This window comes from Nitrosopumilus sp., from assembly GCF_025699125.1.
In the GTDB taxonomy this organism is placed as follows: Archaea; Thermoproteota; Nitrososphaeria; order Nitrososphaerales; family Nitrosopumilaceae; genus Nitrosopumilus.
Genome location: NZ_JAILWC010000002.1, coordinates 272,087 through 293,544, shown reverse-complemented (window position 1 = coordinate 293,544; position 21,458 = coordinate 272,087). Strand labels below are relative to the sequence as shown.

The following is a 21,458-nucleotide window of genomic DNA, read 5'->3' as shown; positions in this document are numbered from 1 at the left end:
GCTACAATATGCAATCTGATTTTTAATACAAGACCTTAAAAAGTCTACAACTAATTTTTTTTTGTGAAAATTCTGTATATTTCTCCCAGATATGAAGGTGGAATTGGAGGCCATGCATTCCGAGTTGCTGAAAAATTACGTGAACAAGGTCATGATGTAAAATTAATGAAAATACCACACATTCCAATCAAAAAACTAAAAAATCCATCTTTTACAATTTTTGGAATTTTAAAATCATTAATAAATCAAGAAAAATATGATGTTGTTCATGCATGGAATATACCATCTGCATTCGTAATGAAATATGTAAATTCTAACAAAAAAATTCTTTCAGTACACGGAGCATATTCTGAGCAAATAGAAATGTTACACTCTAAAACTACTGGATATCTAGCTAGTAAAGCGGAGCTGAAGGCGTTTAAAATTTCAGATAAATTAACTACTGATTCAAAAACTATTCAAAAATATTATAAAGAAAAAATTAATGTTGATTTTATTTATTTACCTGCACCGTTAGATACAAAAAAATTTAGTAATTTCACTAAAATTGAAAAAAAGAAAAATCAAGTAGTCTACATAGGTCGTGATAGCTATGAAAAAGGAATTGATGTTTTAAAAAAAATAGAACATAAAATTAACGGTAATGTTGTTTATTGTACTGATCTACCATGGAAAAAAACTATGGAAATTTTAAAATCATCGAATCTACTTGTTGTTCCATCTAGGATGGAAAGTATTCCCCAGGTAATCAAAGAAGCTTTTTATCTAAAAATTCCGGTGATAGCAACAAATGTAGGAGGAGTATCTGAAATTGTTATCGATCATGAAACAGGAATTTTAATTCCTTCTGAAAATCCATCTAAAATGCTAGATGCAATAAACTCACTATTAGATGATGAGGAATTACAGAAAAAACTAATACAAAACGCAAATGATTTCATAAACAAATTTTTTTCGTGGGAGGTACTACTTCCAAAATATCTTGATTTATACACAGATTAGCAATAATGAGTAAAACAAAAATTATTAGTTTTTATTTAACACATCTGAAATCTAATTAGTTTTGAAACAAAGACTACTTGATTTTCTTGTTTGTCCCACATGTAGGAATTCTATTCATGTAAAAATTAAAAAGAAAAAAGATAGTGAAATTATAGAGGGTTTAATCTCTTGTGATAAATGTAACGATAATTTTAAGATCAATAAAGGAATACCACGTTTTGTAGTTGATAAAACAAAAGATTTTGTCAGGACTGAAGATGCTTTTAGTGCAAAATGGCGTAAACATCATAAAAATCATCAAAAAAAAGATTGGATAGATTTTCAAAGAAAGTGGTTTTTAGATAGATATGGGTGGAAAACTGAATTAAATTTTAATAAATTCTTAGATACTAAAACTAAAATCCTTGATGCAGGTACTGGAATTGGCAATAGCGCCAAATTTCTTTCCTTAAATCCAAATGCTGATGTTTTTGCATTAGATGCAAGTGAAAGCATTGATTTTGCATATGAGAAATATGGTAAATTGCCAAATGTTCATTTTTTACAAGCAGATCTTCGGCAATTACCATTTCAAAGAAAGTTTTTTGATTATATTTATTCAGATCAAGTTTTACATCATACAAAAAATACTGGAACTTCCTTCAAATATCTAACAAAATTTCTTACGAATTCTGGAGATATTTCAATTTATGTTTATAATAAAAAAGCTCCCGTAAGAGAATATGTTGATGACTATATTAGAAACAAAACTGTAAAAATGTCTGTTGAAGAATGCACTGATTTCTCAAAGCAGATGACGTATTTGGGAAAAAGCTTGGCAAAATTAAAAAAGAAAATCAAAATTCCTTACGATATTCCAATTTTAGGTGTAAAAGCGGGCGAATATGATGTTCAGAGATTTGTTTATTGGCATTTTTTAAAATGTTTTTGGGATGAATCAGATAATTTTGAAAGAAGTGTAGGTGTTAATTTTGATTGGTATTCACCAAAATATGCATTTAGGCACACACCTTCTGAAGTTAAAAAATGGTTTAAAGATGCAAAAATCAAAATTACAACCTTCAAAGAAATTGAAAGTGGAATTAGTGTTACAGGTAAGAAAATTAATTTGTAAAATATTTCATTTTACATCAATGTATTTTTTTGAAACTTTAATAAAATCTTCAGCAATTTTTTCCCAGCTAAAATTATCCTCAACGAATTTCTTACCTTTAATACCCATTTGCTTTGCTTTATTCTGATCATCAAATAACATTGAAATCTTTGAAATTAAATCTCTGTGATCTCCCTTCTCTACCAAAAAACCTGTCTCTTTATCCTTCATTTCTTCAGGAATTCCTCCAACATTTGTAGCAACTACCGGTTTTCCTAAAACCTGTGCTTCTAATAATGAAACAGGTGACATGTCAATTCCACTAATCAGTGCATAAACATCAATTTCACTAAGATACTTCTTGACTTCTTCCGGATGTTTTAATTTTCCCAACCAATGAAAATTTTCATACTTTTGTAATTCTGGAAGAATTTTATCACGATATGGGCCATCACCTGCCCAATAAAATGTAATGTCTGGCATGGCTTCCAATACTTTTTTCAATGTAAGCATCTCTTTTGCTTTTTCCCAAATTACTGCACCTTGAAGCAATCCTACACAAGGATGTTTTAACTTCATTCCTTTTTCTGGAATCCATTGAGACGGAGTTATGCCTTGATAAAAAATTTCAGATTTTTTATCTGGATAATGCTTCTTTAATTCCTTATCCAAATGCTTGCATGTCGGTAAAATTACTGTTGCATTTTCAAAACATTTTTTGGCAATCTTATCCCATTGATTAAGAGCAATGCGTTTTGGAAATGATTTGTAAAGTGTTTTTCTAGCCATATCCATCTCTTTCCAATAATCTCCTTTCAAATGAACAAATAATGGAATATCTGCCTTTAAAGCGGCAATTCCAAAATGTCTTTGCCTATCAATAAATATTGCATCTGGCTTAAATTCCTTAATTAGCTTATTGAATTTTCTTCTACTTTGAAACCAATTTCTAATTTTTCTACTTGGAAAACCATCAAATATTTCAGAATCTACTACAACCTTACATTCAATATTATATTTTTTCAGTGTATCGGCAAAACCCTTTAGATGAATGTATCTTAGACCAAATCCTGCAATTAATAATTTCAATTTAATGAATTAATTTTTGAGCAATGTATAATACTTTTGTAATCTACTCTTCAATTCCTTCTTATTAATTCTGATACTGTTTCATTTAACCAATCTTTTAATTCAACTTCATATTCCCAATTCAATAATTTTTTGGCTAGTGTTACATCCGCCTGACTTTTATGAACATCTCCCTCTAACGCATTTTTATGAATTGGTTTCAATGAGAGTTTTGATGATTTTATAATTTGATTAGCTAATTCTAAAATTGAAATCGTTTTTCCTGTTCCTATATTTATAAAAGCATTTTTTACATTACTCTCTAATGCCAAAATGTTTGCTCTAACAACATCTTTTACATAAACAAAATCTCTAATCTGTGAACCGTCACCATTAATTATAGGTGGTTCTTTATTTTGTATTCTTTCAAGAAATAACTTTATTACTCCTGCATAATTTTCTGATTGACGTTCCCCAAACACATTAAAATATCTTAATCCAATAACACCGACACCATTTTTAGCATATTTTTCTGCTAAAATTTCATCATCCAATTTAGTTTTGGCATATGGATTAACAGGCATTTTTTGCGCATCTTCTTTTATAGGAATATCAATTGGATTTCCATAAACGCTTGATGAACTGGCATACACTATTTTGAACCCAAATTTTTTTGCTAATTTGAGAATATTTTCAGTGCCATTAACATTTACATCATAATATTCATTTGGTCTAGAAAATGACTCTTGAACTGATGCTAAAGCAGCTTCATGAAAAACCCCATCAACATTTTTCAAAACATTTTTCAATGAATCAATATTTCGTATGTCTGCCTGAATAAAATTTATTTGATCTATGACTGTATCTAAATTTTCTATCTTTCCTGTATGAAGATTATCAATAACAGTAACAGAATCACCTCTATTAACTAAATGCTCTACAATATGACTACCAATAAAACCCGCCCCTCCTGTTACAGCAATATTCATGAATTGATTCTAAAACAAGTATTCATAAATTTATTGAATTTGTAATACTTTAAGAATAATTTTTAAATTATTTTTGATTTATACAATATGCTTTTATGTTGTGAAAATGGGTCGTTATTGGAGATATCTAATTGAATTTAGAAAAAGAAAAACTACTTGTCATATCTCCTCATGCTGATGATGAGGTAATGGGATGTTTTGGCTTGATAAATAAAATAAAAAAAGGTGGAGGACAAGTTTACGTTCAAATATTGTCACTAGGAGGATTTGATAAATTTGAAGGAACACGAATAACCAAGGAAGACTGGAGAAATGAAGTTTCAAGGGTTTCAAAATTTTTGAATATTGATAAATATGAAATTGCACATTATCATGATGAAATTATACATATTGACACAATGCCTCAACAAGAATTAATTGAATTATTAGGATTTAGAAGTAAAATTGCAATCTCTAAAATTAAACCCACTATAGTTGCAATTCCAACTATCTTTTCAACTCATCAAGATCATACTCAAGCGTATAAGGTTGCAATTGCAGCATTAAGACCGCATTCACAAAAAACATCCCATTTACCCCATCTAGTTGTTTCATATGAATCCCCAGAATATTATTTTTGGTCAGCCGCTTCTGAATTTGGAAAATTTTCTCCGAATTTTTATGTGAATCTTTCAAAAAATGATGTTAACAAAAAAATTAAAGCCATGAATATTTACAAAACTCAAATTCGTCCTGAACAACGAGATGGAAGTAGTTTAACTGCCCTTGCAAGAATCAGAGGAAATGAAATTGGCCTTGATTATGCTGAAGCATACCATGTTCATAGATTTTTTATATGATGCAAAATTTCAAATGTAGTGAATTATTGTTCATTATGTATATTAAAAAATAATTGGTGAAACTATGAAAAACAGTGATTCAAACAGATTAGATGATTTAGAACATGTTAAAGAATTACTCTCTAGTAAAAGTCTGAAGGTTTGTGTTGTTGGTGTAGGGCGAATTGGATTGCCCACTGCACTATCCTTTGCAAAATCAGGATTGCCTACTACAGGCGTTGACATAAATGCTGATCTGGTAACTAGAATTAATTCAAATGACTATCCTTTAAAAGATGAACCGGGCTATGATGTCATATTTAATGAAGTAGTAACGAATAAAAAATTTCATGCGACAACCAAAATAGAAGACGCTGTTCCAAATTCTGACGTAATATTATTGTCATTACCTACACCAATGGATAAAAACAACATACCTGATTACTCCGCATTAAAATCTGTAGGAGCAAAACTCGGGGAATTGCTAGAACCTTATTCATTGATAGTAGTAGAGAGTACAATTGAGCCTGGATTCGTTGAAAATGAACTAATCAAAATTATTGAAGATGGCAAAAAGCAATTAGTTGCTGGAAAGAATTTTTTCATAGGAGTGTGTCCAGAAACTGCAAATCCTGGAGACATAATGATCGATTTTACACATCTTCCCAGATTGGTAGGTGCAATAGATGATAAAACCACTAAAATTATTACAGAGATTTACAAACATGTTTTCCCCGTAGAACTAATTCCTATGCCTAACTGTAAAACTGCAAATGCAGTAAAACTAACTACTAATGTATTTAGAGATCTTAATATTGCATTTGTAAATCAACTTGCGTTATTATTTGAAAAACTGGGAATTGACATATCCGTTGTTCTTGAAGCTGCTAAAAGTAAATATAATTTTCAGGTTCATTATCCTGGACCTGGAGTCGGAGGACCCTGCTTGCCCGTAAATTCATATCAACTATTAAACTCAGCAAAACAATTTGATAGTAATATGTTAAACCTTGTAAAAATTGGAAGAGAAGTAAATGAAAGCATGCCTGATCATGTGATTGGCATGATAATTGATGGATTAAAAGAAGCAAAAAAAGAAATCTCTAATTCAACCATCCTAATATTGGGAATTTCATACAAACCTGAGGTTAAAGATATCCAACTTACACCTGCTGAAACAATTATTGAAAAATTAAAACAACATGGTTCAAAAATCAAAATATATGATCCATTTTTTAAATCAGTAAACATATTTGATATTGAAACAGAAAATAATATTGATCAGGCATTGTCAAACGTAGATTCTGTTGTTCTAGTAACTGCTCACAAAGAATTTTATGATTTAAAGCCATCATACATAGCATCAAAAACACAAATGCCTGTAATCATTGACACAAAAAGGATTTTTGATAAAGATGATGCAAAAAAATCAAAATTGATCTTTAGATCTCTTGGCACTGGTAAATTCTAGAGATATGCTTGTAGATCCAAACCAAATCAGAAATATTCTTACTTTACGATATGATCCTTCTCAGAAACCATTACTTCCACAATTAACATGGAAGGATTTAGAGTCAAAAACCAATGATCTTTCTCTTGATTTTATTGAAAAATCTATTGAAAATTACATCTTAAAAGAAATCCAACAAGCTGACGTAAAAAGAATCTCTCTGGCACTTAGTGGAGGTGTGGATTCTTCACTTGTATTAGCTTTCCTTAAAAAAACTATTCCTGAATTAGAAGTTGATGCAATTTCAATAAAATTTGCAGACAGTGTTGATGAAACCAAAACTGCTGAAAAAATTGCTGAACATTTTGGAATAAATCATCATGTATTATTTTTAGAAAACTATCTAAAAGAACTACCAAAAGCCATCAGTATTACTAAACTTCCATTTTGGGATTTACATTGGTATTATGTGGCAAAAAAATCTAAAAATTTTTCAAATTATTTGGCAGCAGGGGATGGAGGTGATGAAGTATTTGGAGGGTATACTTTTAGGTATGCAAAATTTTTATCACTAGTTAATTCAAAATCCTCACCATTAGAAAAAACAAAGGCGTATCTAAAATGCCATGAAAGAGATAATGTGATAGATCAAGAACAAATTTTTGGAGAAAAAACATCTTTTGATTGGAATTTGATTTATGACCAAATTTTGCCCTATTTTGATAATTCTCTGTCTGATTTGGATCAAGTTTTTCTTGCAGATTATAATGGAAAATTGATGTATAATTTTGCCCCAATAAATCAAAAAATAAACCATTATTTTGAATTAACATCAATTACTCCATTACTTTCTGAAGATATCATTTCTTATGCTGCTCATTTAAATTCAAACCAGAAATATGATCCTGATAAAAATATTGGGAAAATTCCATTACAGAGATTATTAAAAAAATATACTTTGGATACATTAATTCCAAAAGAAAAACAAGGATTCAGCGTGAATACGTTAAATCTTTGGAAATCTTATGGACAAAAAATTTGCAAAAATTATTTGTCTGATGCAAGAGTTGTTAAAGATAAATGGATTAATGGGAATTGGATTTTAAAACATATTGATAAAAATGATCTGGATGTTAGATATGTGAATAAATTTTTAGGATTATTGGCATTTGAAATTTGGTATAGAGTATTTATTACAAAAGAAATGAAATCTGATACTAGTCTAAGTTAATTTTTAATCTGTTTTTAGCATGATCTAAAAATCGTTTGGCTATTACATCCCAACTGAAAGTTTCAATTACAAATTCTCTGCCTTTTTTTCCCATTTCTGAGGCTAATTTTTTATCATTTAACAAAATCGAGATCTTATCTATCAAATCTTTAGAATTTCCTTCTTCAACCAAAAATCCAGTATTTTTATCCTGCATCATCTCGGCAATACCTCCTGCATTTGTAGCAATTACAGGTTTTTCCATTAATTGAGCTTCCTTTAGAGTAAGTGGAGCCAAATCCATACCGCTTACTAGTGCGTAAATATCTATTTCACTTAGAAATTCTCTGACTTTTTCAGGATACTGTAAATGTCCCAACCAATGAAAATTTTCAAATTTTTCTAATTCTGAAATAATATTTTCTCTATAAACTCCATCACCTACCCAATAGAAATTTACATTTGGAAGTTCCTTCATGACTTTTTTTAAAATTAGCATCTCTTTTGTTTTCCCCCACCAGTCTGCACCTTGCAACAAACCTACACAGGGATGTTTTAACTTCATTCCTTCAACTTTATGCCAATGTTTGGCATTTATTCCCTCTAAAAATGGAAACGTTTCTTGAGTTGGATGATGTTCTTTTACAACATCTTCCAAGTATTTGCATATTGGCAATATTGTAATTGCATTTCTAAAACATTTTTCTGCAGTTTTGTTTCTAAACCAAATCACTGCTCTCATAATTGGTCCTTTATGTAATGTTTTTTTTGCCCATTCGATTTCGGACCAATAATGCCCTCTTAACAGAACAAATAATGGAATTTTTGATTTGATTGTATCTATTCCAAAATGAGATTGCCTATCAATAAACACAGCATCTGGCGCAAATTCATCAATTAGATTTCTAAACTTTTTATTTGTTCCAAACCATTCTTGTGGTCTTTTACTGGGGAAACCTGTACTATAATCTGTATCCTTGACCAACATGGTTTTCACACCTAATTTTTGTAAAGAATCTGAGAATTCTTTTAAATGAAAGAACTTTCCCTGGCTTCCATATGCTATAAGTAATTTCAATTCTGTGTATTCTTATTCAAGCCTACTCAATATTAAATATCCTGAAATTTTTTCACTGAAATCAATTTTAATTTTTAGTGATATTGATATAGTCTAAATCATTATCTGTTTTATGGAAAAGCATTTAGGATTTAGAGCCTGGTTTTATTTTCGAAATGGATGGTCACTATATTTTGCTTTTATTTTTGCTGCTATAAACACATTGACTGTAACATATTATTTAGCAATTGAACGTATTCCTTCTTTATTACTGATTTTTCCAAGTTTTTTGCATTATATTGTAATTGTTACATTTGTAGGTATACCCCTTCTAATCTTTATTGGTTATGCTCATTATAAAAAAACGGCTGCATTTAGATCGGAAGTAGACATCTCAATGGAAACCAATCCTTATCAGCGTAGAATGGTTGTTAATACTGAAGCAATTCTAAGATTAAATCTAAAATTATTAGATCTTATTCTCAAGTCATCTGCTGTTGAAAAAGCTTCAAAAGAAGATTTAGAAAATATTGTTGTATTACAAAATGAAATTTCTCAATTACTGAAAAACAGAACATTCACAAATGAAAAAGATTTAGAATTTTTTAGAAATATTGATAAAAAAATATCTTTTTAATTAATTTTCAAGAATTTAATCAAATTTTTTGATTTAATCTTTTCAAACTATTTTTTATTATGAAAAATTTAATATTCTTAGGTTTTGATTTAGAACTTTTTTATAAAAAAGATATTTGACATACTTTAAAAAACTAATCTGTGATTTTAATTCTAAACTTTTAAAATTAATCGCAAAAATTTTCCTTTTTTACTGTTTGTAGGTATTCTTGGATAATATTGAAATTTTTTTAATCTTGATCTTGTTACTTTATTCATAACTCCTTCAAATTTTGTTGCAGGTCTAAAATAGTCACATTCTACTACTTTGAACCCTGTTTTATTAGCTAAATTTACTAGAGATTTCTTTGAAAAATGGAATGTATGGGGTACTTTAAAAATAGATGCTTTTAGCATAGAGGCATTTTCACAATTAGGCACCTCGATAAAAAAAATCCCATCATTCTTTAAATTTTTTTGAATATTTTTAAAAAACTGAATAGGTTTTATTAGATGCTCCAAAACATGTGACATCCAAATAATGTCAAATTTTTCTTTTAATTGAAAATCTTCTGCAGAACCAACAATACAATGACTATTTTTTAATTTTTGATTAATTAATTTAACATTATTTTCATCTGGTTCAATAGATGTAACCGAAAATCCTTCTTCATCAAACCAAAATGTAGCTTGACCTTGACCCGCACCAATTTCTAAAATGCTTTTTTTGTTATTCATATATGGCTTACAATATTTTTTTTGCGAAATCCAATGTCTTCTTTTTCCTTGTGAATCTATGTCTGAAAAATTATCTTTTACTGCATTTTTAGCATCCCATAAATTATTGTCTCCCCAATGCTTATCTTTGTAAATTGATTTTGTTTTTTCTGTAATTTCAATTTCTGATTCACCAGTAGCGTAAAGATTGCATTTTTCGCATTGAAATACTGGTAATTCTAAATAAGAATTATTTGTATATTTTTTCATTGATAAATTTCCACAAGAAATACATTCCATATCTATTTTCAGATTATGTTATAATATCAAACTATCTGTTAATCTCTAACTGAATTTAGAGTTAGTGTAAAACAATAACAACTTGGAAAACAAATCTTAGCCAAAAACTTCCTTAACTTGATGAATTTGAATTTGAATACAGCATATCCTGAATAACAGTAAGGGCAGTTTTTCTTGTTAACAATTTTGAATCCGTTTTTCTTAAATAATTTTTTCCAATAAAAATTTGAAAAATAAAGTATCTCATGAATAAAACTGGTATTTGCACCTAGAGGATGAAAAAACAATCTTCTTAGATTTTTCTTTGAAGATACATTTTCATCATTTAGAGTTTCGTTATTATTTTCTTTTTTTTCATATGAATTAAAAATATGCTGGAATTTCTTTGACTTGACCAAATATTTGGGAATAAAACAATAATGCCAAAAATTTGTGATAAATGACCACCATGTTGAGGGAACAATATGGATAATTAATCCGTCTTTTTTCAAAACCCTTCTCATTTCCATAAAAGCCACTTCAATATCATTAATTTCTTGTAACATATTTGAAGAAAATATGATATCAAATGAATTTTCTTTAAAATTTAATTTGTTAATATCGCCTTTTTGAACAGGAAAAAATTGTGGAAATAGTGGTTTGATATCAATTGAAGTGACATTGTATCCTTTTTTAGAAATTAATTCTGCCTGGAATCCATCACGACCACCAATCTCTAAAATTTCCAAATTTCTCTCTTTTGGAAACATTTCCAAAGCTGTTGCCAATTCACCATTTCTAATTAATTCCCACCATTTCTTTTCAGTATTTTCTCCCATCTCACATTTCATCTACAAATACCTAATAATTTTCTCAATATAACCATAAATCAGATTTATCATGACCGTCTTATAGATCATTATTAAGAAGATTTTAAATTAATATGAAAAATCATCATATACATTGAAAAAAAACTCTCTCTTGTTAATAATAGCAGCTTTGTCCATTTCTGTTTTTATTTATGGGGTTTTAGTAGGTACATACAAAATCTTTCCATATGAGCAATTAGATTATGTAAAAACGATTTCATTAAATGAAAAAAACGATTCTGATGAAAAAAATATTATTTATGAAAATGATGTAAATTCATTAATTCATATTAAAACTATCGATGATATATCCAAATTAAGAAATAATTTAATTGATTTTATTTGGAGTGGCGATGGACTTCCTAATTCAAAATTACCTGATAGCGTTCAAACAAATATTTCAAATCCATTATATGAGAATTTTAAAAATCTCAAAAGAATTGATCAAATTAATGTTGTAATGGATTATGGTGTAAACTCCATCTCTTATCTATTTATCCCTGAATCCAGCAATAACAAGTTAATAATATATCATCAGGGTCATGCAGGTGATTTCTACAAAGGAAAAGAAACCATTCAATTTTTTCTAGAAAATGATTACGCAGTATTGGCATTTTCAATGCCCTTGTTGGGAATGAATGATCAACCTGTGATTAAGGTACCTAATATTGGTACAATAAAATTAACATCGCATGAACATTTACGATTTCTTGAATCATCAGATTTATCTCCGATCAAATTTTTTATGGAACCTATAACTGTATCATTAAACTATTTGGATGAAAATTACGATTTTTCCTCATATCATATGGTTGGTATATCCGGTGGCGGTTGGACTGCCACTTTGTATCCTGCAATTGATGCAAGAATTTCACAAAGTTATTCTGTTGCCGGCTCTGTTCCAATTTACCTTCGTTCAATTCCTCAAAATTATGGAGACTATGAACAATGGCTTCCAGCACTTTATCAAAATGCAAATTATCTTGATTTGTACATAATGAATTCATATGGTGATGATAGAAAATTTGTTCAGATTTTTAATAAATATGATTCATGTTGTTTTTCAGGCGAATTATTCAAATCGTATGAAAATGAAATTAAAGAATCCATCAAGAAATTAAAACATGGTCATTTTGAGATTTATCTGGATGAGACTCATAAAACACACAAAATCTCAGAATCAGCATTAAAAATCATCCTTGATTCTATGAGAGATTAATTCTTCTTCAATCAGAATTAATGAAAAAACGATAAATAACGCAAAAAAAAATTCTTTTTGTGCTAATTGCCTCTCAAAATTTAACAAATTACGGAGTTCCTGTACCTGAAAATACAATTTTTAGAATCAACTTAGCTTGGACCAATTCATTAGATGAATTACAAAATCTTTTAAAAAAGCACTCAGAGCATGATGTCTTTGTTGATTTGCCCATACATAGAACAAAACCGCCTAACAACAAGTACTCACTTGAAGATCTGATTCCAATATTAGAGTCACATTCAAACGTAAAATATTTGGCAATTTCCAATGTTGAATCTGCAAGTGATCTCAAAAAACATCTTGAATTACTCCCTTCATCCATCACATTGATTCCTAAAATTGAAAGTCCAACTGGTGTGAACAATATTGAAGAGATAATGAATTCAATTCCTTCGCAAGAAAAAATAGCAATGCTTGATCATGATGATCTCTATTCGTCAATGTTGAAGAGAAATGAACCTTCTTCAAATTTTGTAACTTATGTAAATAAATTAGGAGAATATTGTTCTAAAAACAATATAATTCTTTTAAGAACAATCGGGGTTATTTTCAGTGATGAAGAAAAACGTATTACTGAATATGTAAAATAGATTTCATTTCATATGATTGGTTGCATAATTCAGGCACGTATTGGTTCTACTAGATTACCTGGAAAAGTGATGCTAAACCTTGATGAAAATCCAGTTTTGTACTATGTTTTAGAGCAACTTCGTTCCTGTAAATTAGTTGACAAAACCATTGTAGCCACTACCACTCTGGATGAAGATGATGTAATAGAAAATTTCGTTGCCACTATGAATGTAGATGTTTTCAGAGGAAGTCCAAATGATGTTCTAGACAGATATTATCAGTGTGCAAAAGAATTTTCCATTGACACTATTGTGAGAATCACTGCAGATAACCCGTTGATAGATCCCACGATTGTGGATGATTTGATAAAAGAATTTACCGCTAATTCATATGATTGTTTAACAAATGCGTATGTGAGAACATTCCCATATGGTACAGAAGTTGAAATATTCTCTTTTGAATCCCTTGAAAAAGCATGGAAAAATGCAATAAAGCCTTCTGAAAGAGAACACGTTACTCCTTATTTGTATAATAATTCTGGTAACTTTAAGATCTTTAATGTAGAACATCCAAAAAATATTTCAAATTTAAGATGGACAATTGATCGTGAAAATGATTTGACACTAGTAAAATTAATTGTGTCTAAAATCAAAAAGAGACCTATCTTGATGAATGACATTCTTGATTTGCTTTCCAAAGAACCAGAATTGTTTGAAATAAATAAAAATCAAATACCACATGAAGGATACCAAAAATCTCTAAAAGAAGATGAAGAGTACCTTAAATCTAGGAAAAAAGACAGAGAAAATCATGACAAAGAAAATTAAGCTATTTGATCCGTCAATTGATCAATCTGAAGAAAAAGCTATTATCAAAGTATTACAAAGTAAATTCTGGGCATCTGGTTCTGGAACTGGAAATGTGAAAATATTTGAAAACAAATTCAAAAAATATGTCGGTTCAACTGATTGTGTTGCAGTAAATAGTGGAACCTCTGCTCTAAATCTTGCTTTATCATTAATGGATATAAAAAATAAAGAAGTGATTGTTCCCTCTTTAACATTTGTCTCAACAATTCATGCAATAAAGTTGAATGGTGGTAAACCTATTTTTGTGGATGTGGATGAAAAAAATCTCTGTATTGATGCTGAACAGATTACTCAATCTATAACTGATAAAACCAAAGTGATTCTTCCTGTACATTTTGGGGGAATGCCTTGTGATTTGAGCAAAATAAAAAAAATCTGCAAGGATTATGATTTAACTCGAATAGAGGATGCTGCACATGCGTCTGGTTCAACATATAAGAATCAAAAAATCGGAAAACACAGTAGTGCTGTTTGTTTTAGCTTTCATCCTGTCAAAAATCTTGCAATGCCTACAGGGGGGTTGATTTCCCTTAATGGTAAATCTTCTAAAAAATTTAAAAAAATATTGGAATCTAGACGTTGGTGTGGTATTACAAATCGACATGATTCATTTTATGATGTACAGGAAATGGGTTGGAATTATTACATGAATGAATTCTCAGCAGCAATTGGAATTATACAATTAAAAAAATTAGATAAATTAAATATAAAAAGAAAAAAAATTGCTAAATTATATTCTAAAAAAATTAATTTAGAACAAAAAATGATATTTGATGAAAATTGTTCTTATCACCTATATTGGATTCGAGTAAAAAATAGAAATCAATTTAGAAAAAAAATGAATCAAATTGGAATTGAAACTGGAATCCATTATAGGCCAGTCCACACCTTTTCAATGTATAAAACCAATTCCCATCTACCTGTAACAGAAAAAGTGGGAAACGAGATAGTTTCTATTCCCATTCATCCAAACCTATCAAATGATCAAATTTACAAAATAATTGACGCAGTCAATGAATTTTCCTAATTTTAATTAAAAATTTGCGTTTTCAATAATTCTGATATTTGATACTAATTCAGATAATTCCTTGGTATTCATTGAAGTTGATGCATCTGGACCTTTAGAATTTTTTAATTTAACATGCTTTTCGATTAGAATCTGTTTGGATTTTTTTTGTTTTTTCAATATTGTAAATAATATGGGTGCTGTAATTCCTGATGTGTGATCAGAAAACCCATCATACTTTAGAGCTTCTTTCCAATCAATTTTCTTGAATTCCAATGGATATTCTGAAATACAATAACAAAAAATGGTTTTATTTTTAGAAAATATCCTCTCTATTTTTTTCTTATCTCCACCCATTCCCATACTTATGATGATTGGTTTTTTTGTTAAAGCCTTACTTTCTAATACTTCAAGTGAATGTGGATCTTTAATAAGACAAGTTCTTGATGCTATTTTGTATTTTTTTACATTTAACGTTTCTAGAAATGTTACAGCTTCTGGATAAAATACACTACACATGAATTCTATTCTTGCTTGATCAGCAATTTTTTTAATTTTTCTAGCTTTTTCAAATGTTAACTCAGATTTTTTAATTTCTTTCCAATTCGGATGATTCTTTGAATAAAGATCTTCTGCACGCCACATTTGAAATTTTACTATGTCTGCTCCGGCTTTTTTACATTCCTGAATAATTTTTTTAGCTTTTGATACACTTCCTTCCCAGTTTGAACCTATCTCAGCTACAATTATGGTTTTCAATTATTTAACACACATAAGGAAAAATTTAACTGTTTTAAAGTTTCGATTAAATTAATTCTAATGAAAAATAATGTGATCTCTGTTAAATTGAAATCTGTGAAAAAATCAGACTGTGAATTTCTTTATGATTTGTTAAAGGAAAGAGATCCAAGAGCAAATATCTCTCATAAAAAAATGCCTAGTTTTACACAACATGTAAAATTTGTCATGTCCAAACCCTACTCAAAATGGTATATTATTGAAGCCTTCCAAAATCCTGTAGGCTCAGTTTACCTGACAAAAGATAACGAAATTGGTATTTTCGTTAAAAAGGATTTTCATAGTAAGGGTATTGCTTCTGCTGCAATTAACCTATTAATGGAAAAACATCCTCGTTCCAGATATTTAGCAAATATAAATCCAAAAAATAAGAAATCAATTCAATTTTTTAAAAATCAAAAATTCAATCTAATTCAACATACCTATGAATTAGAAAAATAAATTATTCTTTACGTATTATTTCTTTATCTTAAATTACTTTTTTAATCATTTGCTTTAATTCTTCTTTTGATATCTTTTCTACTTTATCTGATGAATAATCTTTAACATTTTCTATTTTTTTTATTCCTTGATATACTTCTTTGATATTATCTATGTGAAATAGTGGATATAGTGGATTTGTAATAAAATACATGTTATTGTATTCCCAACTATACCTAATTTCATCTTCACTAATTAAAATTTCATGCAATTTTTCTCCAGCTCTTATCCCTATAATTTCTTCACTGACATTTTCAAATAAATCGCTTAAAGCATCTTTTAGGTCCATGATGTTATATGCCCGCATTTTTGGTACAAAAATCTCTGAACCTTTACCTGAATTTGTAGCATTCAAAATAAAATCTAATGCTTCATCCATTGTAATACTAAATCTAGTCATTCTCGGATCTGTTATTGTGATTTTTTTCTTTTGCTTAATCTGTTCAAGAAATAATGGTATTACTGAACCACTACTACCAAAAACATTTCCATATCTGACAGAAATAAATTTAGTTAAATGTTTTTCTGGATCTGCAAAATTATTTGCAGTTACAAATAGTTTTTCCATTAATAATTTTGTAGCTCCATAGGTGTTTAATGGAGAAACAGCTTTATCTGTACCTATCGCAACAGCTTTTTCTACATTTTCATGTAGACAAGCGTTAATTACATTCTGTGAACCTATTACATTTGTTTTAATTGCTTCAAAAGGATTGTATTCTATCTTTGGAACATGTTTTAATGCTGCAGTATGAAAAACGATATCTATATCTTCAAAAGCTCGTTTTAAACGTTCATAATCATTAATATCTCCTAAAAAAAATCTAAGACGATTATCGTTAAATTGATTTTCCATCTGAATCTGTTTTTCTTCATTTCTACTGAAAATTCTAATTGTGTCTACTTTCATTTCTAAAAGGCGTTTAGTAAGAGCCTGTCCTAATGAACCTGTACCGCCTGTAATTAGGATCTTTTTTCCTTCCATGATGGATTCTCTTCTAACTAATTCTAAAAAGCTTTGCTTATCTAAAAAAATTAAATATGTTATTATTTTTCTAAAACTATTTGCATAATATTTCCCCAAAAAGGAAAACTCTTTTTTGTCTCACCTTTAATTAACTGAATTAAACTTTCATTGTCTTTTACATGATTTGCATATGGCGTTTCTAAGTATGGATATGAACATTCTTGAATTTTATAATTATATATTTCACATAACTTCATTATGGACATTTTATTGAAAATCAATGTATGTGAAATTTCATCAAATAAATGCCAATTATCTTTTAATAAATTATATAAAATTGAATCAGAATTGGGAAGGCTGTAAATAATAATTTTTACATTTTCTGAACTTAACTCAGCAATTTTTTTCATGGTTTCTTTTAGATCAAATCCTAAAAATTGAAAAGATCCTCTAAATACTATACAGTCAAACTTCAAATTAGTTTGATAGTTAATCAAATCTGTTTCAGTAAAATTGATTGCTGAATTGCATTTTTCTTCAGCTATCGCGATTGCATCTCTATCTATGTCTATTCCATAAAGTTGGAGATCAGAAATTTTACTTAGATTAGCTAGGAATCCTCCAGTTGAACACCCAATATCTAATACATTCCCTTTCGGAACTATTTTTTTCAAATGTTTGGCATCTATAGAGTATTGTATTTGCCGCAATCTACTTGAAGTAGAATTCTCCTTTCTTGATTCCTTATAATTTTTCAGATAATTGGAATTTCTGCTATGTTCTTTACTATCTATATATTGTAAAGAACATTGACTACACTGAAATACTTTACATGTATCCAACTTTATTTCTTGAAATTCTCTTGATTCACATAGAGGACAAACCATTTCCTGTAATTTTTGGATCTATCGTACATAAATTATTTATCAACTGTTTAAAATGATTAAAATTCCATTATGTCTAAAATTAATTTCGTTAGATTGGTTGAATTAAACCTGATTCAACCAATCGTTTTGCAGCTAGCTTGATATCACTCAATTCTATTTTTGAACGCTGTGATATGTCTAATAGGCTATTTTCCCCATCAGAAAAATTTAACACCCAAAATATTGGCATTTTATCTTTCATCCCATCTTTCTTTGCTCCAATCATATCATATAATCCTCTTTTACCAAGATTGGGCTCACATTTTGGATAAATATTCTTGAACATTAATTCCGTTTTTTTTGTATGTTTTTGAGTACTTTTGCTCAAGGAAGAACCTCCAAAATGTTCTTCCAATTCAAAAATTACACTTAGATATTTCTCAAAAGTACTTTGAAAATTTTTTGGATGTACAAAATCTAGGTTATCCGCAGATGTATGATATTCGGGAAATTTTCCATAAAGTGTTCTGGTAATTGATCCAATTGGAAGATTGAATCCTGGGGAAGAAAACTGTCTTTCATCGCTACCTGCTGGAAAGAAATCAATAATCTCATATTTTTCTCCAGATTCTTTTAGAATATTTTCAACAATTTTGTCAATCATTGAATTCCCATCTCTTGTCTTTTTGTATGTAATGTGTCCACTATCCCCTAAACATGTTGCAACAAGTCCACCTTTTATTCTATCAATTTTTTTTTCATTAATAGATAACCAAGTTATTGCACCAATCGTTTCTGGAATAAACAAAAATCGATATGAGAATTTTAATTTCTTGTTTAAAAGATATTTTGCAAGAAATGTTAGAAGCGATACTCCACTTAAATTATCATTACACATAGAAGGATGACAAATATAACATGAAAATAAAATCTCGTTTTGACTTTCACCTCTCAAGAGTAATTCTCCATATGTTAAATGCCCTTTATCTAATGTGGATGATATTACTACTTCGTATTCATCTTCTGTTAATTTTTTAAATTGTTCATGTGGTATACAAAATCCCCAATTCTCTTTATAATATGAAGTTCTGTATGGAATCCAATTTGGATGTTCAGGTAAAGTGTATAGATGCTCCTTTAATTCACTTAATGTAACTTTTTTATTTATTGGACTACTATAATTTAAAATATGTAAATTTGATTTTTTAAAATCAATAATTTTTTCACCTTTTGAATTTTTTACATAAGCATCTTTGATATTCCACTCTTTTGGTATTATCCAATCAAAAACTTTTGTTCCGCTTGGAACTTCATGAATTTTTATAGGTATGTGTTTTTTAATTATTTCAAGAGTTTCTCTAACTCCATTTCCTGTTATACTGCGACAAATTGGAAATAATTCACGTACCAATTCATACATTTCCCCCCCATAATCTGGAAAATCTATTTTATGAAAATCATTCTTATTATTCAACTTACAATATTTATTCAAAATAGAGTTAATATATTCTCTATAATAAAAAATACTTTAGTTTGAAAAATTATTTTTATAATGTTTTAAGTAGTTCAATAAAACTTTCTGTTGCATTTTTAGGATTTGCCAAATATTTATTCATAAAATCATCCCCTTTCTTAATCATCTCCTTTTCTACTTCATTATTTTCTAGCATTTTTCTTAATTTCTCTTCAAAATTATTTGGAGAACATATAGTAGAATAATTATTTTTAAATATTTCTGGTACACCCATTTTATAATCTACAACTGGAACAATAATAACTGGTTTATGAAGAATTTGTGCTTCTATAATTGATGTTGATAACCCCATTGAAATCATCATACTACATGATTTGATTAATGGAATAATATCTCCTGTAGTTACTACACCAATTTCAGAATTAATGTTTTTAATATAATTTGTTATGTCAAATTCTCTAGGACTAGGATGTAATTTTATAACAATTTTTTTATTATGTTCTAATAGAATTTTACAAATTTTAGAAATTGCATCTTCATAATCTTCGAAATTTTTTATTTGATGTCCTTGAACATAGTTATAAGCAGGTCCTTGTGCAGCTAAAAGAACATATTCTTTTTTACTTGTTAAATTCCAAAATTCCTCATTATCATATCGTGGTGCTCCTATAACTTCTACTCTTGAATCAGATAATTTTGCATTTTTAAGAGCATCACTTTTGGAAATTTCACCCCACACTGCAAATTTATCTGCATTTCTTGGATATACTGTCATTACTTTATTTGCAGTTTTTGCTTCTTCCGTATCATAGTAAAGACCTTGTTGTAAAAGAACAATTGGAATATCAAATTGTTTTGCTTGACTAATTACTATCTGTTCTGTTAAACCCACCTCTTGAAAAACAACTACGGAATTAAATCTGAATTTTTTAAATAATCTTTTTACCAATTCGATTTCATTAACTACTTCTTCAATTCTATTATTGATTAAATTCATGAGTGTAGGCTTGATAATACTCCATGATGAAATGCCATCCTTAGAAAAAAACTTTGTAAAAAATTCATCATTTTTCCATAATTTCTCAATCTGAATTTTTAATTCGTTTATTTTGGCATCTTTATTTATTTCAAATCTATTATCTTTTAATACCTGTGAAGAAATAATCTTACAATCTGATTTCTTAAAAATTTTATATGTATCAAAATTCCAAATTGCTGGTCTTCGCCTACCATAAAAAAATAGACTTAATGATTCACTTTTAGATTTTAATAATAATTTTTTGTATCTATCAGTATGAATTTCAACAAGTAATGATGATTTACCATTAATTTTTTTCTTTGGTCCAAAAAACAAATTGATAAAAATCTCTGAGAGTTTTTTTAACTTCAGATATAATTTTCGAGAAATCAAAATCATAAAATAACGATTTCCTACTTTGAAATCTACTCTGACCTTATCAAAAATAAAATTTGTTTCCTTTATCTCCTCTTCAATTTTTTTACTTGAATCTGAAAATGAATTTATAATATCAAATAAAATTCCTGATGCAAAAAATACGCAATTTGAGTATTTTTTATAAAAATTGTAAATTACTCTATATTTTCTTAAGAATTTTACTAAAAATTCAGCGAATTGTTCATGAAACAATCTTCCAATGTTGACATTCTCAAAAATTAATTCAGAATTGATTTCAGATTGATCAAACCATTTAGACAGATTATATGCCTCATTTTGAATTAATTCAAGATCATTTTCACTGAGAAATTCATCAGAAATAATATGACTAATATTATTTTTCAACAGTTTTTTTCTTAAGTCAATATCAAAAACAATAATTCTTACATCCTTAAATTCTTGAATTATATTTTTTAATTTACTAAATGATGTAGTTGAATCTGCAAAAATTATGTTTGCTCTTTCATTATTTTTTAACAATAATTCCTCATTAACAATAATTTCTGAATTCATTTTAATATTAAACTCCTATTGCAATATAAAA

21 protein-coding genes are annotated in these 21,458 nt (G+C 28.5%); 11 read left to right on the top strand and 10 right to left on the bottom strand.

What is annotated here, in order from left to right; all coding sequences use genetic code 11:
* Positions 1 to 63: 63 nt before the first annotated feature.
* Positions 64 to 1,002, top strand: coding sequence for a glycosyltransferase family 4 protein (locus K5783_RS07135; protein ID WP_297473327.1), 939 nt, complete (start codon positions 64 to 66; stop codon positions 1,000 to 1,002).
* A gap of 61 nt (positions 1,003 to 1,063) precedes the next feature.
* Positions 1,064 to 2,116 (top strand): methyltransferase domain-containing protein, encoded by a 1,053-nt coding sequence (locus K5783_RS07130; RefSeq protein ID WP_297473325.1) that lies wholly within the window; start codon positions 1,064 to 1,066, stop codon positions 2,114 to 2,116.
* Between the two features lie 6 nt (positions 2,117 to 2,122).
* On the opposite strand, the gene K5783_RS07125 is transcribed toward K5783_RS07130, so the two are convergent.
* Both K5783_RS07125 and K5783_RS07120 read right to left on the bottom strand, forming a co-directional pair.
* Positions 2,123 to 3,184 carry a glycosyltransferase family 4 protein gene (locus K5783_RS07125; RefSeq protein WP_297473324.1) on the bottom strand — a complete coding sequence of 354 codons (1,062 nt, stop codon included), beginning with the start codon at positions 3,182 to 3,184 and terminating at the stop codon, positions 2,123 to 2,125.
* A 50-nt stretch (positions 3,185 to 3,234) separates the two neighbouring features.
* A complete protein-coding gene (locus K5783_RS07120) occupies positions 3,235 to 4,152 on the bottom strand; it encodes an NAD-dependent epimerase/dehydratase family protein (RefSeq protein WP_297473322.1) in 918 nt (305 codons plus the stop codon).
* A gap of 131 nt (positions 4,153 to 4,283) precedes the next feature.
* Between K5783_RS07120 and K5783_RS07115 the strand changes: the two genes are divergently transcribed.
* From K5783_RS07115 to K5783_RS07105, 3 genes are all read left to right on the top strand, one after another.
* The gene (locus tag K5783_RS07115; protein WP_297473321.1) at positions 4,284 to 4,991 is read left to right on the top strand and encodes a PIG-L deacetylase family protein; all 708 of its coding nucleotides are present in this window, start codon (positions 4,284 to 4,286) and stop codon (positions 4,989 to 4,991) included.
* A 64-nt stretch (positions 4,992 to 5,055) separates the two neighbouring features.
* Positions 5,056 to 6,441, top strand: a complete 1,386-nt coding sequence (locus K5783_RS07110) for a nucleotide sugar dehydrogenase (RefSeq protein WP_297473318.1) — start codon at positions 5,056 to 5,058, stop codon at positions 6,439 to 6,441.
* The gene (locus tag K5783_RS07105) at positions 6,422 to 7,651 is read left to right on the top strand and encodes an asparagine synthase C-terminal domain-containing protein (protein ID WP_297473317.1); all 1,230 of its coding nucleotides are present in this window, start codon (positions 6,422 to 6,424) and stop codon (positions 7,649 to 7,651) included. Before K5783_RS07110 ends, K5783_RS07105 begins: the two co-directional genes overlap by 20 nt.
* Here K5783_RS07105 and K5783_RS07100 read toward each other — a convergent pair.
* A complete protein-coding gene (locus tag K5783_RS07100; protein ID WP_297473316.1) occupies positions 7,638 to 8,618 on the bottom strand; it encodes a glycosyltransferase family 4 protein in 981 nt (326 codons plus the stop codon). The genes K5783_RS07105 and K5783_RS07100 overlap by 14 nt on opposite strands.
* 202 nt (positions 8,619 to 8,820) lie before the next feature.
* Between K5783_RS07100 and K5783_RS07095 the strand changes: the two genes are divergently transcribed.
* Positions 8,821 to 9,324, top strand: a complete 504-nt coding sequence (locus K5783_RS07095; protein ID WP_297473315.1) for a hypothetical protein — start codon at positions 8,821 to 8,823, stop codon at positions 9,322 to 9,324.
* 152 nt (positions 9,325 to 9,476) lie between these two features.
* Here K5783_RS07095 and K5783_RS07090 read toward each other — a convergent pair whose 3' ends face one another.
* On the bottom strand, positions 9,477 to 10,289 hold the full coding sequence (locus K5783_RS07090; RefSeq protein WP_297473313.1) for a class I SAM-dependent methyltransferase: 813 nt from the start codon (positions 10,287 to 10,289) through the stop codon (positions 9,477 to 9,479).
* A gap of 68 nt (positions 10,290 to 10,357) precedes the next feature.
* Complete coding sequence (locus tag K5783_RS07085; protein ID WP_297473312.1) at positions 10,358 to 11,149, bottom strand: class I SAM-dependent methyltransferase; 792 nt, start codon at positions 11,147 to 11,149, stop codon at positions 10,358 to 10,360.
* A gap of 112 nt (positions 11,150 to 11,261) precedes the next feature.
* Here K5783_RS07085 and K5783_RS07080 point away from each other — a divergent pair, with 112 nt between their 5' ends.
* The 4 genes from K5783_RS07080 to K5783_RS07065 are packed head-to-tail and all read left to right on the top strand — an operon-like array spanning position 11,262 to position 14,894.
* Positions 11,262 to 12,386 carry a hypothetical protein gene (locus K5783_RS07080; RefSeq protein ID WP_297473311.1) on the top strand — a complete coding sequence of 375 codons (1,125 nt, stop codon included), beginning with the start codon at positions 11,262 to 11,264 and terminating at the stop codon, positions 12,384 to 12,386.
* Positions 12,387 to 12,445: 59 nt separating this feature from the next.
* Complete coding sequence (locus K5783_RS07075) at positions 12,446 to 13,018, top strand: aldolase/citrate lyase family protein (RefSeq protein ID WP_278974999.1); 573 nt, start codon at positions 12,446 to 12,448, stop codon at positions 13,016 to 13,018.
* Between the two features lie 12 nt (positions 13,019 to 13,030).
* On the top strand, positions 13,031 to 13,825 hold the full coding sequence (locus K5783_RS07070; RefSeq protein WP_297473308.1) for a glycosyltransferase family protein: 795 nt from the start codon (positions 13,031 to 13,033) through the stop codon (positions 13,823 to 13,825).
* Positions 13,809 to 14,894: a DegT/DnrJ/EryC1/StrS aminotransferase family protein gene (locus K5783_RS07065; protein ID WP_297473307.1), complete on the top strand. Its 1,086-nt coding sequence runs from the start codon at positions 13,809 to 13,811 to the stop codon at positions 14,892 to 14,894. Before K5783_RS07070 ends, K5783_RS07065 begins: the two co-directional genes overlap by 17 nt.
* 6 nt (positions 14,895 to 14,900) lie before the next feature.
* Here K5783_RS07065 and K5783_RS07060 read toward each other — a convergent pair whose 3' ends face one another.
* Positions 14,901 to 15,632 (bottom strand): N-acetylneuraminate synthase family protein, encoded by a 732-nt coding sequence (locus K5783_RS07060; protein WP_297473306.1) that lies wholly within the window; start codon positions 15,630 to 15,632, stop codon positions 14,901 to 14,903.
* A gap of 60 nt (positions 15,633 to 15,692) precedes the next feature.
* Here K5783_RS07060 and K5783_RS07055 point away from each other — a divergent pair, with 60 nt between their 5' ends.
* Complete coding sequence (locus tag K5783_RS07055; RefSeq protein WP_278974995.1) at positions 15,693 to 16,112, top strand: GNAT family N-acetyltransferase; 420 nt, start codon at positions 15,693 to 15,695, stop codon at positions 16,110 to 16,112.
* A gap of 28 nt (positions 16,113 to 16,140) precedes the next feature.
* Here the strand turns inward: K5783_RS07055 and K5783_RS07050 are convergent, their stop codons facing one another.
* The 4 genes from K5783_RS07050 to K5783_RS07035 all read right to left on the bottom strand — a co-directional run bounded on the left by K5783_RS07050 (position 16,141) and on the right by K5783_RS07035 (position 21,427).
* On the bottom strand, positions 16,141 to 17,136 hold the full coding sequence (locus tag K5783_RS07050; protein WP_366939169.1) for an SDR family NAD(P)-dependent oxidoreductase: 996 nt from the start codon (positions 17,134 to 17,136) through the stop codon (positions 16,141 to 16,143).
* A gap of 62 nt (positions 17,137 to 17,198) precedes the next feature.
* Positions 17,199 to 17,792 carry a class I SAM-dependent methyltransferase gene (locus tag K5783_RS07045; protein WP_278974994.1) on the bottom strand — a complete coding sequence of 198 codons (594 nt, stop codon included), beginning with the start codon at positions 17,790 to 17,792 and terminating at the stop codon, positions 17,199 to 17,201.
* Between the two features lie 301 nt (positions 17,793 to 18,093).
* Positions 18,094 to 19,404, bottom strand: a complete 1,311-nt coding sequence (locus tag K5783_RS07040) for a DUF4910 domain-containing protein (protein ID WP_297473305.1) — start codon at positions 19,402 to 19,404, stop codon at positions 18,094 to 18,096.
* 127 nt (positions 19,405 to 19,531) lie between these two features.
* On the bottom strand, positions 19,532 to 21,427 hold the full coding sequence (locus tag K5783_RS07035) for a hypothetical protein (RefSeq protein WP_297473303.1): 1,896 nt from the start codon (positions 21,425 to 21,427) through the stop codon (positions 19,532 to 19,534).
* Between the last annotated feature and the right edge of the window lie 31 nt (positions 21,428 to 21,458).